Origin of the sequence: Rhodoligotrophos appendicifer (genome assembly GCF_007474605.1) — a bacterium.
In the GTDB taxonomy this organism is placed as follows: domain Bacteria; phylum Pseudomonadota; class Alphaproteobacteria; order Rhizobiales; family Im1; genus Rhodoligotrophos; species Rhodoligotrophos appendicifer.
The window spans coordinates 147278-165160 of record NZ_VHKL01000006.1; the positions used below are offsets into that span (position 1 = coordinate 147278).

18 protein-coding genes are annotated in these 17883 nt (G+C 63.1%); 1 reads left to right on the forward strand and 17 read right to left on the reverse strand.

Annotated features, from left to right (window positions below; genetic code table 11):
- Positions 1-2 precede the first annotated feature (2 nt).
- The 7 genes from FKM97_RS14750 to FKM97_RS14780 form a co-directional block, all read right to left on the reverse strand.
- Positions 3-1145: an ABC transporter ATP-binding protein gene (locus FKM97_RS14750; RefSeq protein WP_144293193.1), complete on the reverse strand. Its 1143-nt coding sequence runs from the start codon at positions 1143-1145 to the stop codon at positions 3-5.
- Positions 1142-1936, reverse strand: a complete 795-nt coding sequence (locus tag FKM97_RS14755; protein WP_144293194.1) for an ABC transporter permease — start codon at positions 1934-1936, stop codon at positions 1142-1144. The genes FKM97_RS14750 and FKM97_RS14755 overlap by 4 nt, the downstream gene beginning before the upstream one ends.
- Positions 1933-2772, reverse strand: coding sequence for an ABC transporter permease (locus tag FKM97_RS14760; RefSeq protein ID WP_144293195.1), 840 nt, complete (start codon positions 2770-2772; stop codon positions 1933-1935). The genes FKM97_RS14755 and FKM97_RS14760 overlap by 4 nt, the downstream gene beginning before the upstream one ends.
- A gap of 56 nt (positions 2773-2828) precedes the next feature.
- Complete coding sequence (locus FKM97_RS14765; protein ID WP_170240924.1) at positions 2829-3917, reverse strand: extracellular solute-binding protein; 1089 nt, start codon at positions 3915-3917, stop codon at positions 2829-2831.
- Between the two features lie 79 nt (positions 3918-3996).
- Complete coding sequence (locus FKM97_RS14770) at positions 3997-5001, reverse strand: dipeptidase (protein ID WP_246105096.1); 1005 nt, start codon at positions 4999-5001, stop codon at positions 3997-3999.
- Positions 5002-5098: 97 nt separating this feature from the next.
- Entirely contained in the window at positions 5099-6388 is a 1290-nt protein-coding gene (locus tag FKM97_RS14775; protein WP_144293197.1) for an NAD(P)/FAD-dependent oxidoreductase, read from the reverse strand.
- A 104-nt stretch (positions 6389-6492) separates the two neighbouring features.
- Positions 6493-7674, reverse strand: coding sequence for a M24 family metallopeptidase (locus FKM97_RS14780; protein WP_144293198.1), 1182 nt, complete (start codon positions 7672-7674; stop codon positions 6493-6495).
- Positions 7675-7840: 166 nt separating this feature from the next.
- Between FKM97_RS14780 and FKM97_RS14785 the strand changes: the two genes are divergently transcribed.
- Complete coding sequence (locus tag FKM97_RS14785) at positions 7841-8569, forward strand: FadR/GntR family transcriptional regulator (protein WP_144293199.1); 729 nt, start codon at positions 7841-7843, stop codon at positions 8567-8569.
- Positions 8570-8582: 13 nt separating this feature from the next.
- Here FKM97_RS14785 and FKM97_RS14790 read toward each other — a convergent pair whose 3' ends face one another.
- From FKM97_RS14790 to FKM97_RS14835, 10 genes are all read right to left on the reverse strand, one after another.
- Complete coding sequence (locus tag FKM97_RS14790; protein WP_246105097.1) at positions 8583-9191, reverse strand: thiamine pyrophosphate-dependent enzyme; 609 nt, start codon at positions 9189-9191, stop codon at positions 8583-8585.
- Entirely contained in the window at positions 9185-9754 is a 570-nt protein-coding gene (locus FKM97_RS14795; protein ID WP_144293200.1) for a thiamine pyrophosphate-binding protein, read from the reverse strand. Before FKM97_RS14795 ends, FKM97_RS14790 begins: the two co-directional genes overlap by 7 nt.
- A gap of 75 nt (positions 9755-9829) precedes the next feature.
- Entirely contained in the window at positions 9830-10846 is a 1017-nt protein-coding gene (locus tag FKM97_RS14800; RefSeq protein ID WP_144293201.1) for an NADP-dependent oxidoreductase, read from the reverse strand.
- Between the two features lie 83 nt (positions 10847-10929).
- Complete coding sequence (locus FKM97_RS14805; RefSeq protein ID WP_144293202.1) at positions 10930-11850, reverse strand: CehA/McbA family metallohydrolase; 921 nt, start codon at positions 11848-11850, stop codon at positions 10930-10932.
- Positions 11851-11877: 27 nt separating this feature from the next.
- Positions 11878-12615 (reverse strand): HAD family hydrolase, encoded by a 738-nt coding sequence (locus tag FKM97_RS14810; protein ID WP_144293203.1) that lies wholly within the window; start codon positions 12613-12615, stop codon positions 11878-11880.
- Positions 12616-12624: 9 nt separating this feature from the next.
- Positions 12625-13905, reverse strand: a complete 1281-nt coding sequence (locus FKM97_RS14815; RefSeq protein ID WP_144293204.1) for an ABC transporter substrate-binding protein — start codon at positions 13903-13905, stop codon at positions 12625-12627.
- A gap of 34 nt (positions 13906-13939) precedes the next feature.
- Positions 13940-14791, reverse strand: a complete 852-nt coding sequence (locus FKM97_RS14820; RefSeq protein ID WP_144293205.1) for a carbohydrate ABC transporter permease — start codon at positions 14789-14791, stop codon at positions 13940-13942.
- The gene (locus FKM97_RS14825; RefSeq protein ID WP_144293206.1) at positions 14791-15717 is read right to left on the reverse strand and encodes a carbohydrate ABC transporter permease; all 927 of its coding nucleotides are present in this window, start codon (positions 15715-15717) and stop codon (positions 14791-14793) included. Before FKM97_RS14825 ends, FKM97_RS14820 begins: the two co-directional genes overlap by 1 nt.
- Positions 15714-16901: an ABC transporter ATP-binding protein gene (locus FKM97_RS14830; RefSeq protein WP_144293207.1), complete on the reverse strand. Its 1188-nt coding sequence runs from the start codon at positions 16899-16901 to the stop codon at positions 15714-15716. Before FKM97_RS14830 ends, FKM97_RS14825 begins: the two co-directional genes overlap by 4 nt.
- Positions 16902-16989: 88 nt before the next feature.
- Positions 16990-17811 (reverse strand): MurR/RpiR family transcriptional regulator, encoded by an 822-nt coding sequence (locus FKM97_RS14835; RefSeq protein WP_170240925.1) that lies wholly within the window; start codon positions 17809-17811, stop codon positions 16990-16992.
- Positions 17812-17883: the final 72 nt, after the last annotated feature.

Genomic DNA, 17883 nt, shown 5'->3' on the forward strand with positions numbered 1-17883 from the left:
GCTCATTCCTCGAACAGGACCATGTCGTCGGCTTTCCAACCGAGCGTGACCGGCGCGCCTTCGGAGAGCCCTTCCGTATCCTCCCGATGCAGCCTCGCCTCAACCGATCCGGCATGCGTCTGCACGGCGACGCGCATGGCTGAGCCAGGAAACTCGATCGACGTGACCGTTCCCTGGACCATCACCTCGGCGGCCTCACCCGGTTTCACGACCCGCATGTCTTCCGGCCGCACCATGGCGTGGCGCGCGCCGTGAGCTGCGGCCCCCTCCTCCACCGGTGTCATCCTGCCGTCAACGGGGCTCACCATGATGAAGTTGGAATCGCCCAGGAAGGAAGCCACGAACCTGTTCTTCGGCGCACGATAAATCCTCGTCGGCGTATCGATCTGCTGGATGCGGCCTTCGGACATGATGGCGATGCGATCCGACATCAACAGCGCCTCCTCCTGGTCATGGGTGACCGAAATCACGGTGAGACCAAGCCGGAGCTGGATGCGCTTGACTTCGCGCTGCAACTGCTCGCGCAGACGGCGGTCAAGAGCGCCCATGGGCTCGTCCATGAGCAGCACCGGAGGCTCGAAGACGAGGGCCCGCGCCAAGGCCACCCGCTGCTGCTGGCCACCGGAAAGCTGGGAGATGCGAAAGTCTCGACGGCTGTCCAGTTCGACCAGTTCGAGGACCGACTTGACCTTCGCCTCGATCTTCTTTCGGTCCCACCCGCGCATCTTCAGCGGAAAGGCGACATTGTCGAAGACGTTCATATGCGGGAACAGTGCATAATTCTGGAAGACGACGCCGAGATTGCGTTTCTCCGGCGGCAGCGAGGCGATGTCCTGACCCGCGATCTGGATGGTGCCGGAAGTCGGCTCCACGAATCCCGCGATCATCATCAGCGTCGTGGATTTGCCCGAGCCACTCGCACCCAGCAGCGTGAGGAACTCGCCTTCCCGGACGGTGAAGGACACATCATCGACGGCATAAGTCTCATTATAGATTTTGCTCAGGCCCTTGACCTGGATGCTCGAGCCGATATGCGCATTGTCGATTGTTGTCGCAGCTGCCATCCGTGAATGCCCCTCCTCGACGACGTGCCTTGCCCCGACTGCATCCCATGACGGCGCAACTGTGGAGATGTCGCTGCTCATGCCGTCCTCTCTCCTTTGCGCCGCAACAGTCCGACGACCAGCAGCATCACGCAGGAGACGACCACGAACAGGGTCGATGCCGCAGCCACCGTCGGATTGATTTCGAAGCGGATGCCGCTCCACATTTGCACAGGCAGGGTCGTCGTGGCCCCGCTTGTCAGAAACAGCGCCAGCACCAGTTCGCTGAACGAGGTCAGGAAGGCGAAGGCCGCTCCGGCGGCAATGCCCGGCCAGATGATCGGCAGAGTCACGTAATAGAACGCTTTCAGCGGCGATGCACCAAGGCTGCGTGCGCCGTGCTCCAGGCGCATGTCCATCCGCTGCAGCGCCGCGACTACATTGATAATGACGAAGGGGGTGGCGATGATCGTATGGCCGAGAACGATGCCGAAGACGCCGCCCCGCAGGCCGGTACGCGCGAGGAGGCCGTAGAGAGCGACGCCGGTGATGATGGTGGGCACGATGGTGGGCAGCAGGAAGAAGCTCATCATCAACCCGCGCGACCGCTGCGACAGCCGCACCATGCCGAGCGCGGCCAGCGTCCCCACGATGGTCGCGGCGATCATCGAGCAGACCGCCACGATGAGGCTGTTCACCGTTGCGCTTTGCCAGGCAGGGGTCTCGAAGAACGTGTGATACCACTTTGTCGAGAACGAGCGTGGCGGAAAGATGATGTAGTCTTCCCCCCCGAACGATGCGGGCAGGATGATCACGTTCGGCAGGATCATCATCACCATCGCCAGGATGACGACGAGCGTGACGGCGTGATCCAGCTTTCGCGACGAGGTCATGCCTGCCCCCAGATCGAGCCGAGCCGAAACCACCGGACGCCGATGGCATAGAGGGCCAAGGTTGTCACCAAGACGATGGTCGACAGTGCCGCGGCGAACCCCCAGTTCAGCACCTTGTTGATATTCATCTCGATCAACTGCGCGATGAAGATATCCCGCGTACCTCCCAGAATGGCGGGGATGATGAAGAAGCCGATGCTCATGATGAAGACGAGCAGAGCGCCCGCCATCACACCAGGCAGGGTCATCGGGAGATAGGCCCGCAAGAACACCTGCAGCGGAGGAGCTCCAAGGCTTCTGGCCGCCTGCAGAACCCGATTGTCGATGCGCGCCATGTTCGCGGCGACCGGCAGAATGAGATAAGGCATCATCGTCTGCACCATGCCGATCAGCACCGCGACAATGCCGCCGCTCAGTGGCAGCGGAGTATTGATGAGACCGATGTCGAGCAGCAACGTGTTCACCGCACCTTGCGGATTCAACACGATGAGCCAGCCATAACAGAGCACCAGCAAATTGGTCCAGAACGGCACCAGGATGAGCGCGAGCAGGACGAGCCGGGTGCGGTTGGAGCCGGTGACCAGCCGATAGGCGACGGGGTAGCCGATCAGCACGCACAGCACGGCAGTCGCCGCACTGGTGAGGAACGTCCGCTGCAACACCTGGACATAGACGGGCCGGTCGAAGATGCGGCTGTAATGGGTCATTGCGCCGGCATCGCCCTCGAAGCTCAGCCCCACCAGCTGCAACGTCGGCAGGATGAAGAAGGCCGCGAGCAGCAAAATCGCCGGCAACAGCAGCAGAAACGATGCGTGGCGTCGGATCAGCACGGACATGGATCACGATCTTTGCTGTCGGGAGGCAGCCGAAGCCCCCTCCCGACGGGTAAGCCTCAGCTCAAGCGCCACTCGGTGAGGCGCTCGGTCGCCTCTTCCAGGTTCTTAGCCCACCATTCCTCGTTCGCCATGATGAACTTGCCCTGCTGCTGTGGGCCGCCAGAAAGGATTTTCGCGCGTTCAGGCGAAATAAACTTGAAGGCGTCCGGAACCACGGGGCCGTAAGTGTACTCATTGGCGATCGCTGCCTGGGCTTCCGGGGTCATGGTATAGGCCAGGAACTTCATGGCATTGGCCTTGTTGGGCGCACCCTTCGGCACGACCATGGATGACCAGGTCATGATGCTCTGATTATACTGGATGCCGACCGGAGATCCGTCCTTGATCGCCGCCATGGCGCGACCGTCGGGCATGATCGACAGCGAGGCCTGGCCATCGGAGATATATTGCTGGGCCTGGGCGTTGGTCTCATAGAAGGAGATGTGGTCCTTGATTTCGGTCCATTTCTCCAGCGCCTTGTCGATATCGAGCGGATAGAGCTTGTCCGGTGCAACGCCGGCGGCCAGGAGTGCGGCCTCGAAGGCCCCGGAATTCGGCTCGCTCTGGAACGCACGCTTGCCTGGGAAGCCCGCCACGTCGTTGAAGATCGCCGTATAATCCATCGGCACCTTGTCGCCCAGCGCCTTGGTATTATAAGCCATGAGCCTCGACCACAGCACCTGGGGCACCGAATATTCGGTGACGAAGCCCTCGCCTTTCATGATCTTGGACTTGTCGATCACACTGAAGTCGAGCGGCTCGAGCAGGCCTTTTTCGGCTCCGATATATTGGAAGTCCGGATTGGTCTCCACGACGTCCCATTCGACGGAGCCGCTTTCGACCATTGACTGGAACTTGCCGTAGTTATTGTCTTGCGCGGTCACGACCTCGATGCCCGTCGCCTTCGTGAAGGGCTCGAACCAGGCCTTCTTGATGGCAGCTTCCCAGGAGCCGCCCCATGTCGCATAGATCACCTTGCCGGCGTTCTGTGCCTTTGCGCCGTGAACCGCGGGAAAGCCCAGGCTGAGCCCCAGACCTGCAACCGCACTTGTCGTCAGAAAGGTCCGGCGCGAAAGGCCGGTCGCAGGCTTCAACGTGTCGCTCATGATGTCTCCCTCCAATTGTCGATCTAAGATCACTTCCCCTGTGAGACGCTCGGTCCCGCGCTTCTTCTTTTTATGGCCCTCAAGCAGCTTTCGCCGACGCCGGTGCAGCGAGCGCCGACTGGTCGAAGACCTGCTTGTAGAGCCGGATCCAGTTACCTCCCATGATGGCCTCGACATCGGCGGTGCTGAAGCCACGACGCTGAAGCGCGTCTGCGATGTTGCCGAAGCCGCGCATCGACTGCAGCCAGGCCGGCTCGGGCACTTTGCCGGGCCGGGCGGCATTGCCGGCACCGAAATTGGTCACCCGTGACCACCGGCCCATGCGCATCCATTCGAGCTCTGGCATGCCGATATTGCGGCCATGATCCGTCCCGATGGCAATGTGCTCGACGCTGATCACATCGGCGGCGAATGCCACGATCTCCGACCATTTCTCGGCCGTAGCCGTGTAGTCGCCGCAGATATTCGCATAAGTCGCAAGGCCGATGACCCCGCCCTTCGCCGCCAGTTCCGTCATCAGCGCATTCGACTTGTTGCGCACATGCGGGATGAGGGCGGACGGATTGGCATGGGTGACCGCTACCGGCTTCTCCGAGACGGCGATGACGTCGCGGCTGGTGCGCTCGCCCACATGCGACAGGTCGATGAGGATCCCCACGCGGTTCATCTCGAGCACCAATTCGCGACCCGCCCGGCTGATCCCGCTGTCATTGGGCTCGTAGCAGCTGCCGCCATATTCGTTCTGATTGTTGTAGGTGAGCTGCATGACGCGTACGCCCATCTCGGCGAACATCTCTGCAAAGCGTAGGCGCCCGGCCAGCGCGTTCGTGTTCTGATAGCCCACGATCAATGCGCAGCGACCCGACGCGATGATGCTCTCCGCCTCCGCACCGGAACGCGCAATGGCCACGAGATCGGCATTGGCCTGAACGATGTCGCGGAACCGGCCCAGCGCATCCATCGACTCGAGCGTGTCTTCCCAGAAACCGAGGCACGTCGTGATGCAGCTCATGCCGCCATCGCGGAGCTCTTCGAAAACCTCACGGTCAAACCGGCTGCAATTCAAGCCGTCAACAAACAGCATCTCAGTCTCCCTGTGGTGAGGCCCAATGGTGTGGTCAGGCCGCCACTTAAATCAATCACGTAATTCTGACGTTTGTTTCAGTTTTCCTGAACTCGATTTAGCGACCGAAGATGTCAAGTACGCGATTCCAGTGCATGGCGACATTGAGCAATGGCTCGCGGAACCGATGAAACGGGATGGGTCGGATCGGGCTGGGCGGGAGGGCCCCGCTGTCGTCCTCACCGACCAGCTTATGCGCCATCCAGGCCCCTACCCGATGGCTCAGCGCCACGCCGCGGCCATTGAAGCCGAGCACCACATGCAGCCCGGGGGCCGGCTGATGATAATGCGGAAGATGGTCAGCGGTGATGCATACGAGCCCAGTCCAGCGATGGGTGATCTTCTGCCCATCGAGCTGTGGGAAAATGCCGTTCAAGACACGCTCGAGCACGGAATAGTCCTCGCGCCCGCCGCCGATCCCCATGGCCGAGCTGAAAGATGCCCGTCCGCCCAGGATCACCCGGTTGTCTTGCGTCTTCCGGAAATAGAGAACCAGTCTCCGGCTGTCATAGACCGTGTTGCGTCCTGGGAGGATCGTCTCTGCCAGGTTACCGCTGAGCGGCGCTGTTGCGACCTGGAAGCTGTTGACCGGCAGCAGCGATGCGGCAAGCCCGGGGATCAGCCCGTCGGTATAGCCATTGGTGGCAACCACCACCTCGCGCGCAGCCACGCTGCCACCGGCCGCCGCGAGCATCCAGCCCCCGTTCTGCGGGCTCAGCGCCGACACACGGGTTCTGGTGAAGATGCGCACGCCGGCCGACATGCAGGCCCGCGCCATTTCCCGTGCGAGATCCAGGGGATGAACGCTGCCGCCGCGCGGGTCGACGAGGCCGCCGAGATAGCGCTCAGTGCCGGTCCGACGCGCCACCGCTGACGGAGTTTGGAGCCGCTCCACGGCGATCCCTGCCTTCTCCATGCTGTCCCCGGCGGCGTTCATCACCGTCAAGGCGCGGGCGTTATGGGCAAGCCGGATCAGCCCAGGCCGTTCGAACCCGCAATTCAGCTTGAGCCGGTCAACCAGGGCGGCGAGGAAATCCGGCGCCTCCTGGCCAAGCCGGTAGAATTTGGCTCCCTCCGGACCAAATCGCGCCGTCAGCGCGGCTTCGTCATGCTTCAGACCGGGATTGACCTGCCCGCCATTGCGACCACTGGCTCCGAAGCCGATCTCCTCGGCCTCGAGCACAACCACGTCTCGGCCGCCTTCCGCCAGGTGCAGCGCCGTGGAGAGACCGGTAAAGCCCCCGCCCACCACCGCCACATCTGCCTTCACTGTCCCGGATAACGGTTCGCCGGCAAACGGAGCTGTCCGGCTCGACGCCATCCAGAGACTGTCGACCCCTTCGCTCATGCAGCCCCCATAGGCCGGGACCAGGCGTCGCGGCCGAGACGGAGCCGTCCCTGGCCTGTCTCTTTGTCCATCGTCGCCTGCAGCCGGAGCGGACTCATCGCCTTCTACCAGAAGCGCTTCGTGGCGTCGGTGAGCATTTCGATGCCGGTCTCGGTCACCAGGACCGTCTCTTCGAAGTCGCCGAGATAACCATCCTGTGTGACTGTCCGCTCGAAGCACAGGACCATGCCAGGAGTGATCGGCGTCGGCTCGCCGATGGAGAGCCAGGGCGAATCCCAGCCTAAGCCGATCCCGTGGCCCAGCGCCGGAAACACGCCCTCCAGCTTGAATCCAAGCTCTTCCTGCTTGCCGAGCCCCGCCTTTGCCAGATCGCCGGCAGTCGCCCCCGGACGGATCGCGCCGATGCCGGCCTCGATGCAGGAAATTGCGGCTTCGAACAGGGCGACCTGCCGGTTGCTGGCAGGCCCGACCGCCTTGGATCGCGACAGGTCGAACACATAGCCTCCGACGATGCCGGAGATGCCGAGCCGGATCCAGTCGCCGGAGTCGAGCCGCTCGGTTGCCCCCCAGGTGGGAAAGGCATGGCGCACAGCCTTCGGATTTTCCCCGCCGCGTCCGGATGCCATGAATGAATTGTAGAGAATGCCGCCCGCCGGGACCAGCGACTGCATGCCCGCGGCGACGATCTCCGCATGGCTGGCCCCGGGTTCCGCTGCCGCCATCATGGTTTCGATCATTCGCGAGCCGATCTGCGAGGAATATCGCAGCATCTCGATCTCCGCGGCGGATTTCACCGATCGCAGTCGGGTGAGGATGTCGTCGGCGGGCAGCAGCACCATCTCAGGCAGTGCCGTGACGATCTTCCGATGGAAACTCACCGGAAGCGTATCCTCTCCGACGATACCGATGCGGCCACGCTCCAGCCCGGCATCCTTGAGCGCCTGGATCGCCGCCTCGATGACGAAGTCCGTATAGATGATCTCGCCATCGTCGAGATGCACCGATCCGTTGTTCGGGATATCGATGACGAGGCGTGGCCGGCCTCCGGTTGGAAGCACCAGGAACGAATGGGCACGTCCGGACCAGGCACCCGCATGGTCGGGCGTATACGGAAATGACGTGTAGAAATTCGTGAGATACATGACGTCGGCAAAGCGATCCACGGTCCCGCCGCCGCGGGAGCACACCAGCAGCGCATCGAAGCCCCCAGCCTTCGCACCGGCCACCGCGCGGGCTCGTCGCTGGGCAAATTCCTCGGCCGGTATGCTGGGCCTTGTCACGACCATCAAGCCTCTCCTCTATGCCGAACTAGACCCTCTTGGTTCATACCATTCAAACCAATGTACGGGATCAGTGACTTTGTATTTGCCAATCGAAGCACGAGGCAACGGTTGAGTAAAGCAAGAATCTTAGGCAATACTGATGAGAATTGGTCCAATTGGGTGAATTGGTATGGCGACATCGGGGGAAAGCGTCGAATTGCGCGTCGTAAGACACGGCCTGCTCATGCCTGTGCGCATGCGCGCTGAGCTGATGCAACAGCTGCGGTCGCTCTTGACCGACGGAGCCTTGAAGCCGGGGGATCGCCTTCCCAATGAGCGTCAGCTCTCCGAGGAGAGCGGCCTTTCGCGCACAACGATCCGCGGCGTGCTGGCGGAGCTTGAGCGTGAGGGGTGGCTGTCCCGCCATGTAGGCCGCGGCACCTATGTCGCAGACGGGAATGGACCGGCAGCGACGATTTCGTCAGACCCCGTCACTCCGGGTGAACTGATGGAATTTCGGGCAACCATCGAGCCTTCGATGATCGACCTGATCGTCATCAACGCCACCGATACGCAATTGCGCGAGATCGTGGAGATCGCCCAGCGCGGGGCTGGAGTGACGACGTGGCAGCAAGCGGAGGCCGCCGACCGCCTCTTTCACGAGAAGCTCTATCTTGCAACCGCCAATCGCGTCTTTCAGAACCTCGGCCGGACCGTGTCGACCATCCGCGGCAACGGCCCGTGGACGAAACTCAAGGAGAACGGATTTTCGACTCAGCGCTGGAGCATCTACCAACAGGAGCACGAGGCGATCGCGCAAGCCTTGCTGCAGCGCGACGCCCGTTTGGCCCGGGACATCTTGGGCGATCACCTGCGCGGAGTTCGGCAGACTGCCAAGTCCATGATGGGCGATCTCTAGCCTGTCTCGAGCGTCAGCTGACTGGCAAGCCCAGATGCGCTCGAAAGCGGTTCTTGAGGAACACCGCATCGCGCGCCGGCAGCGAGCGCGGCGGGTTCTCGGCCTTGATCTTCAAGACATAGAGCGCTGGCCCATTGGCCGGTCGCTTCAGCCTCTGGCCCAGGCTCGTCACGGCGTCGAGATCGCGCAGCACCCCGGTCTGAGTGAACCCGCAGACTTCCGCCATGGCCGCCAGATCGAGTCCGGCGCCCGTATGACTGATCTGCATTCCGGTCTCGCCGTAATGGCCATTGTCGAGCACGGCGATGGTCAGGTTCGAAGGCTTGGCGACAGCGATGGTGGCAAGACCGCCGAGCCCCATCAATTGTTCGCCATCCCCGGTGATCACCAGCACCGACCGCTCGGGCTGCGCCTGAGCAAGCCCGAGACCCATGAGCGCGGCGCTGCCCATGGCGCCCCACAGATAGTAATTGGCCTCATGATCGCCTGCCGCATGCACGTCGTAGGTGGGCGAGCCGAGGCCGCTGACAACCAGCATCTCGCCGCGATCGGCCAGCAGTGCTGCGACGACTGCCCGCCGGTCCATCACCTGTCCTGGCGCCTGGAGAACGGGCCCTACCATTTCTTGCCTCCCAACATCCGTTGCGAGAGCAGGACGGCCACCTGCTGATCTGCCTCGAGCGCGAAGGTCGCCGCCGATTCCACCATCTCGATCAGCATCTCCGGATCATCGGCCCGCATCACCTTGACGCCCATAGCAGTCAGCGTCGCCTCGGTGGCGCGCGACATCGGCACTTGCCACGGATTGAATTCGCCCCATTCGCCGCGCATCGTCACCAGCATCAGCAGGGGAAACCGTCCGATGGCCGAAAGCGAGGCCGTATTGATGCAGTTGCCAACGCCGCTCGACTGCATCAGCACGACGCTGCGCTTGCCTCCGAGCCAGGCACCGGCACTGATCGCGAGCCCCTCCTCTTCCGTGGTGAGCACGGTGGCGGTGATCTCCGGATCATCCACCAGCAGCGTGATCAGCTCCGCATGTCCCGCATCCGGAACATAGGAGGCCTGCGACACTCCGGAGCGCTTCAGAACCTCGTAGAGCCGGCGCGGCCAGCCACGGCCGGTTCCAGCATCCAGCCCCGGCTGCGCCCCGCCGCTCACAAGCCGGACATTACTTTCGCTCATTTCCAGAAAACCTCCTCGTGACCAGCCCGCTCCGGGACCGAAATGGCGTCACCAGACCGATGTCACCCTATCACCTTAGACGAGCTTGACGAGCAGCTTCCCGAAATTCTTGCCCTTCAGCATGCCCATGAAGGCCTCGGGCGCAGCGGCAAGGCCCTCCACCACATCCTCTTTGTAACGGATCGATCCGTCCTGGACCGCGGGTACGACCTCCCTGAGGAAGGCCGGATAATAGGCGATCAGGTCGTAATTGATGAAGCCGCGCAGGGTGAGGCTCTTCCTGAGGATGGTCTGCATCAACTCCGGCACTGTGGCCGAACCGCTTGGCGTCTCACCGGAATAGAGCGAGACGACGCCGCAGACCGGGACGCGGGCAAACTGGTTGAGCAGGGGGAAGACGGCATTCCACACCCTTCCCCCCACATTCTCGAAATAGATGTCGATCCCCTTTGGGCAGGCTTCGGCCAGGTTCGCTTCGAGGTCAGCATCATGATGGTCGATGCTCCTGTCGAAGCCGAACAGCTCGGTCAACGCCTTGCACTTTTCCGGTCCGCCGGCGATGCCGATGGTTGTCAGCTCCAGACGGCGCGCCAGCTGTCCCACCAAAGACCCGACGGGGCCGGAGGCTGCGGCGACCACCAGCGTCTCTCCCGCCTTCGGCTTGCCGATCTCCATGAGCCCGCAATAGGCGGTGAAGCCGGGCATGCCCAGGACGCCGAGATACGTGCTTGCCGGTGCCGCCTCGACGTCGATTTTGCGCGCCGCCGTCCCCTTTACGGCTGCATGGCTGCGCCATCCCGTCCGCGCCGCCACCCAGTCGCCGACCTGAAAATCGGGATGCTGAGAAGCGAGGACCGTGCCGACGGTTTCTCCTGCCATCACGGTACCGAGTTCGACGGGGGGCGCATAGGATTTGGCGGCACTCATGCGACCGCGCATATAGGGATCGAGCGACAGATAGGCGGCTTCCACCAGGATCTGCCCCGGACCCGGCACCGGCATGTCCATGTCTTCGAGGCGGAAGTTTTCCGGCGTCGGCGGCCCCTCCGGCCTCGATACCAGCAGGATCTGCTGAGCTTTGCCGCTGGTCATGCCTGTCTCTCCCGGTCTGTAATGTCCGGACACAGTCCTAGAATGCTCCTTCTCCGCAAGCAACCATCCGCAAGCGACGTGGATCAGTCGAGGCCGGCCACTTCGTCCTTCCAGATCGGGTTCGACCAGGCTCGTTTGCCGTCGGCACCAATGACGATGATGCGCAGCCATGGACTGGCCTTCAGCGGCTCCAATGGCAGGCTGACCCGCGTCAGACCCGTGCCGAAGCGGGTGCTCATAAGATAGCCCTGCCCCACTGCCACCACGCCCGAGGCCGGCGAGCATTGGATGTCGACAGTCTCTCCGCCCAGCGCGACGTCTTCGAGGCGCGGCCCCTGCGTCGAGTAGAACTGCCCGGCCTTGAGCGCCTCCAGTATGGCCTCAGGCTCATTGTCCTCCGCCTTCAGCTCGATCCAACCGCCGCCGAAATCCGGTGCCTTGAAATGCGCGTCGTCGCAGGCATAGGTCGTCAGACGCACGCCCTTGTCGAGCATGCCGTCCAGCAGATAGGCGCCATCGCCCTTGTCATGCATGAGCTGGCAGCCGTGATTATAGATCTCGACTGCGTGTGCGGCGTCGAGGGTCGCTGCATCCGTCAGCGACAGGCTGTACCAGGCCGGATGGGCGATGCCGATGAAGGCGCCGGCCTCTCGTGCCCGACGCGCCAGGGCCGGCCCATCCTCCGCTTCCGTCGTTGGGGCAAAGTCCAACGGAAGGCCGACAGCCACGATATGCCAGATTTCGCTCATCTCGGTCCGGGGAGCATGGAGTTCCGCCCCGATCAGCGTCGTGAACCGCCCGTCACGGAAAGAGCGGGTATCCGTGACCGGCCATTTGTAGCGGTCCAGAAAATGATCCGTGATGGAGACGAAATCATATCCGGCATGGCGATAGGTTGCGATCACCGCGTCGAGGGCCATGGCCCCGTCTGAATGCGTCGAGTGCGTATGCAGATTGCCGCGCAGGAAGCGCCCGGGGCTGGCAAAGGGTGTGAGACTGCTCATGAGCGTGTCCTGGAATCGGAGGGAGGTTCAGCCCGTCGCGCGGACGGGTTCGTGAGTAAGGTCTGCGAGGATCGCCGCAAGGCTTGCATGATCGCCGACGATCGCCTCCGCACCGAGGGCCCGCAACCGGCTCGCGTGGCCGGGTCGGATATGGCCGCCGCCGCAGAAGCCGATGACCCGCATGCCCGCCGCTCGGGCAGCGGTGACGCCTGTCAGGCTGTCCTCGATGACGAGGCAACGACCGGGCGCGACGCCCATCGTCTGTGCGGCGTGGAAAAAGAGATCGGGTGCCGGTTTGCCGCGCGCGACGTCCTCCGCGCTGAACACGCGCCCCGCAACGAGAGGGCCGAGGCCCGCGCTGGCGAAGGTCTGTGCCAGGCGCTGATGCCCGCTGTTGGATGCCACGCAATAGGGAAACCGGAGATCGCCCAGCAGAGCGACGATGCCGGCCATGGGCTGCAGTTCTTCGCGGAAGGCAGCGGCCAGCCGGACATGCCCCCGATCGTCGAAATCCGCAGGCAAGGTAATGGCATGCTCGGTCTCGATCCGCCGGCGCGTCGCATCCGCATCGAGGCCGACCAAGCCCGTCAGGACGTCCTCCGGTGAGATCGGGAGGCCGAGATCGCCGAGCATGGTGGCCGTCACGCGTGCGGCGATGACTTCACTATCCACAAGCACGCCGTCGCAGTCGAATATGATGAGATCAATCAAGAGGTCACCTGTTTGGGGCGCCGTGCGGGGAAGACCGCGCACGGCGTAAGACATCGGGCTGGCTCAATTGGTGACGAGACTGTCCGTGTCCTGCACCATCTTCGCCAGCGCAGCCTCGGGGGTCTCGTCGCCGCGCATCACCGTGCCGATGATGTCGCGCTGCATCCGCCAGATTTTCACCCCGTTATTTCCGGGATAGCCACCCCAGGGTCCGGCGCGGAACACCTGCTTGAGGCTCGTCTCCCAGTTCGGGTTCTTCTTGTAGAAATCGCCCAGCAGGTCAGGAGCCAGGGCCAACTTGTTCGTCGGCATGTAGCCCGAACCCAGCACGGCGATCGTCTGGCCCTCGGGCCCGGCGGCGAATTTGATATACTCCCACGCCGCCTGCTGCTTGGCTTCATCCTTGGTGAGGATCATGCCGGCATTGCCGCCTGTCGGCACCGTACCCTTGTCCTTGTCTGCCACCGGGTAGACGGCCGACTTCAGCGGGAACTTGTCGCCCACGAGATCGGAGAAGGCGCGCGCGCCATTGGTGGAGGAGAACAGGATGCCGATCTTGCCGGCGGCGAATTGCTGGCGGGACTGCTCGAAGTCGCGCAGCTGCATGCCGCCATCGGTGACGAAGCGGCGGGCGAGCTTCAGCGCCTCGAGCCCGCTCTCTCCGCCGAAGGCCACGGTGAGGCCGTCTTGATTCATGACCGGCTTGCCCTGCTGCAGGATCAGCGCCCGCCACAGCCAGTCGTCGGGCCAAGCGTGCACGTCGTAGGCCATGCCGTCGACGCCGTCGCCGAGCTGCTTGATTTTGGCCCCGAGCGCGATGACCTCGGCCCATGAGGTCGGGAAATTCTCAGGATCGCCGCCGGCCTGCTTCACCAGATCGCCGTTGAAGAAGATTACCGGCGTGGATGCGTTGAAGGCCAATCCATATTGGCGTCCGTCCACCTGACCGAGCTTCAGCATGGCCGGCTCGTAGTTCTTGCTGGCCCAATCCGCACCCTCCTTCGCCATGAAGCCGTCGAGCTCTGCCACTTGGCCCCGCTTGCTCAGCGCCGCCACCACTTCCGGAAGCAGGTGATAGCCGGAGAAATAGATATCCGGCAGCTGGTTGGTGATCGCCCCACGCAGCAGCGCCTGGTGCGCTTCGTCATAGGTCGGCGGCGAGGAGCGGAACTTGATTTGGATGTCCGGATGCTGCTTCATGAAGGCGTCAGCCACCGCCTCGTGAAACTTGTTGTGCGCCGGCCAAGCATGCACCACGTCGAGCACGATGGTCTCGGCATGGGCGGCGAGCGCGCCGAGGGTCATGGCCGCACCCACCAGTGCGGCCCGCAACAGGGTCTTCATTCGTCAGCTCCCTTCGGTTGAACAGAAGTCGATTTCACTTCACGCCGGTCATGGTCACACCCCGGATGAAGTGGCGTTGGGCGAACAGGAAGGCGATCATCAGCGGTGCGGTCAGCAGCGTGGCCGCCGCCATCAGGGCGCCGAAATTTGCACCCGTCTCGTTGTCGGCGAAATACATCATCCCCAGCGGCGGCGGTGCGAGTTCCTTGCTCGTGACCACGATCAGCGGCCAGTACAGATCGTTCCAATGCGCGGTCACCGAGAAGACTGCGAAGGCCGCGATGGCGGGTCCGGCGCTGGGCACCACGATCTGCCACAGGATCGCCATTTCGCTAAGACCGTCGAGCCTTGCCGCCTGGATGATCTCGTCGGGGAAGGATTTGAACACCTGCCGGAACAGGAAAATGGCGAAGACCGAGAGGAAGAACGGCACCATGAGCGCGAAATAGCTGTCGAGCGTGCCGGTATAGGCGAGGGTCACGTAGAGCGGCAGCGCCGGCACCTGGATCGGCACGCAAAGCGCAAACAGGGTCATGGCGAAGAGCAGCTCGCGTCCCCGGAACTCGAACTTCGCCAACGCATAGGCGCAGGGAATGGCGGTCAGCAGTTGCACCACCAGGATGCCGCTGCAGATGATCACGCCGTTCAGCATGAACCGCAACAGTGGAGCCTGCGCCAGGGCAGCGGCAAAATTATCAAGACCCACAAAGGCTTGCGGTAGCCAGGTAAAGCCTGCTGAGAAGACTTCCTGAGCCGGTCTGACCGATGTCAGGATCATCCAGTAGAAGGGAAAGAGCGTGACGAAGACCCCTGTCAGCAGGATCGCATGAAGAACCATCTCACGCGGCGTGATCCCCAGGCGTTGCAGAAGCGGATGGGCCAGCATCAGTAATGCACCTTCCGCTCGAGGATCCGGGTCTGCAGCAGTGAGAGCACCATGATGATAGCCAGGAAGACCACCGTCATGGCAGCGGCAGGGCCGATGCGCAGATACTGGAAGCCCTCGAGATAGGTCGTATAAAGCAAGACGTCGCTTGCCCCTTGCGGCGCGCCATGAGTGAGCACCGCCACCGTGTCGAAGACCTTGAAGGCCGTGATCGAGGAGGTGACGACCACGAACAGGGTGGTCGGGCCGAGCAGCGGCAGGGTGACCGTCAGGAAGCGCTCCCAGGGCCTGTCGATCCCATCGACTGCAGCAGCCTCGTAGAGATCGGCCGGAATGGCGGTGAGGCCTGCGATGAACAGCACCATGTTGAAGCCCATGAGCTGCCAGACGCCGATGATCGCCAGCGCCGGCATGATCAGGGTCGGATCGCCGAAGAATTCCATCCTCGGCAGGCCGACGGCTGCGAACAGATGGTTCACCGGTCCGATTGTCCCGTGCAGCAGATATTTCCAGACGGTCGCCATGGCGATGAGGGTCGAGGTCACCGGCAGGAAGAAGGCGATCTGGTAGAACCATCGGCCCCGCGACAGATCGCAGATGACAACGGCGAGAGCGAGCGCGATGAGAACCGAGCCGGGGACGACCAGGACCGTGTAATAGGCCGTGTTCTTCAGGCTGCGCCAGAAGGTCGGGTCCTTTGCCAGCTCCGCGTAATTGTCGAAACCGAGGAAGGACAGGCCGAGGGCGCCGAGCTCGTAATCGGTGAAGCTCAGCCCGATCACGACGACGATCGGCACCAGCAATGTCGCGATCAGCAGCAGGACGGAAGGGGCAGCGAACCAATAGGCAATGCCGGGCGCCACTGTGGCACCGAGTCGGCGCATGCCCGTAGCAGTTCCGGTCTCCGGAAGAGTGACGGCGGTCATCCGGCTTTCCGCAGCACAGGGGCTGCAGCCTCGAAGTCATGACTGCGCGCGGTGACGCGCCGCCCATCGGCATCGAAGACCAGAAGGTCTGCGGCGCGGGCACCCAGAAGCATCGTGCCGTCAAAGCCAGGGACTTGCCGCCTGCGCTCCATCTCGGCCGCACCGATGCGGAACACCGCCCGGCCGTCTCCCCCTAAATCATGAGCGAGATGCACGAGGACGTCATGGCCCAGCGTTTCGATGCGCTGGAGCCGGCCCTCGATGGCGACTTCGTCCTGACCTTGGGCGAAATGCAAGGCTTCCGCCCGGAGCCCGAGAGTGACGGGTCCTGAGGCCGCGGCGATCAGGGCCGTGAGCCGGCCGCGCAGCGAAATGCGGCCACTCGTGCTGGCTTGTCCGGGAAACAGATTGATCTCCGGACTGCCGATGAAACGCGCAACACGCACATCCACGGGGTCCTGGTACAGCCGGTGCGGTGCTGCGACCTGGACGATCTCTCCGTCCATCATCACGGCGACGCGGCTCGACATGGTCATCGCCTCGACCTGGTCGTGGGTCACATAGATGAAGGTGGCACCGAGCCGTCGGTGCAGCTCCGACAGCTCGCCGCGCATATGGACGCGCAACCGGGCATCGAGATTGGAGAGCGGTTCGTCCATCAGGAAGACCCGAGGCTGCCGCACCATGGCGCGTGCCAGGGCGACCCGCTGGCGCTGCCCGCCGGAAAGCTGCGCCGGCCGTCGTGCCAGCAGAGGCTCGATTTCGACCTGGGAGGCGACCTGGTGTACGGCTTCGGTGACGGCGCGACGTCGGGGACTGCTCTTCCGCATCAAGGATCCCAGAACCGGCAGCCGCGCCCAGATCGGGAGATGCCGCACCCGCAGCGGCGTCGCGATGTTGTCGAACACCGTCATATGCGGATAGAGCGCGTAGTTCTGAAACACCATGGCAACGTCGCGCGACTTGGGCGGCAGATGGTCGACCGGCGCGCCGCTAATGGCGATCTGCCCTCCATCCTGCGCCACGAGCCCGGCGATGATCCGCAGGAGAGTCGACTTTCCGCATCCGGAAGGCCCGACCAGGGTGAGAAACTCTCCCGCGGCGACGTCCAACGAAACACCCTTCAGGGTTCGTGTCCCGCCATAATGCTTCTCGATCCTGGAGATGGATACCGTTGCTGTCATGCCCCGCCCTTTCGTCACCGACGGGACCATGAAGGAGTTTTATTTCATCGCCATGACAATCAATGGAGCTAAGCTCCGCATTTTCACGTCATAACTTTGCGATGGCCACAGCCAGGGCTTCGATGACCAGCATTTTGGCCGGTGCCGCCACCGTTTCTCCGCCGATCGGGGGCGGATCGACCGGGCTGGCTTCCAATACGCAATCGGCCGAGCGTGCGAGAGGACTCTTCGGTCGGCCGGTCAAGGCCACCGTGTAGGCACCCTGCGCCTTGGCTCGGGTGAGAAAGCGCAGCGTATCAGGGCTGAGACCGGTCTCCGAGATCGCCAAAGCGATGCAGGACGGATCGAGGCCGTTCATGACTTCATGCACCAGGGTTGCATCCTGGAACGCCTGCGCGACCAGCCCCACCCGCATCAGTCGATAGGCTGCAAATCCGGCGACGAGGCCGGATACGCCGGCGCCGAAGATGTCGATTCGGCGGCTGGCCTTGCAGCGTTTCGCCAGTGCCCGTAACGGCCGGTCCTGCAGGTTCCGCGCGGTCTCGTGCAAAGCATCAGCCAGGCGCGTCGCCGTCATTTCGATGTTTCGACGATCGCCGCCAGAACTCTCCGGCCGCGATTGCAAAGTGGCGATTTCAGCCGCCAACGCGATCTTGAACTCCCGAAAGCCGCCATAACCCAGTTGCTGGCAAAAGCGAACGATGCTGGCCTCGCCGCTCTGCGCCAGGAGAGCGAGTTCCCCCAGCGAGGCGCGGATGATCTTCTCCGGATTGTCCAGCACATATTTGCCGATTCGCGATTGGCCGTCCGGCATGTGGTCGATTGCGCGTCGGATGCGGGGCAGCGTCGGGGTGCCGAAGGGTTCGTCGCGCGGCCGAACCTTCGGGCGTGTCGACAGATCTGTGGGCATCGGCATCCTTCCTGGCGTCGTCATCCTGTTCACGTGAAGATCGGCCATCATGAGGCAAATGTCAGCAACCGA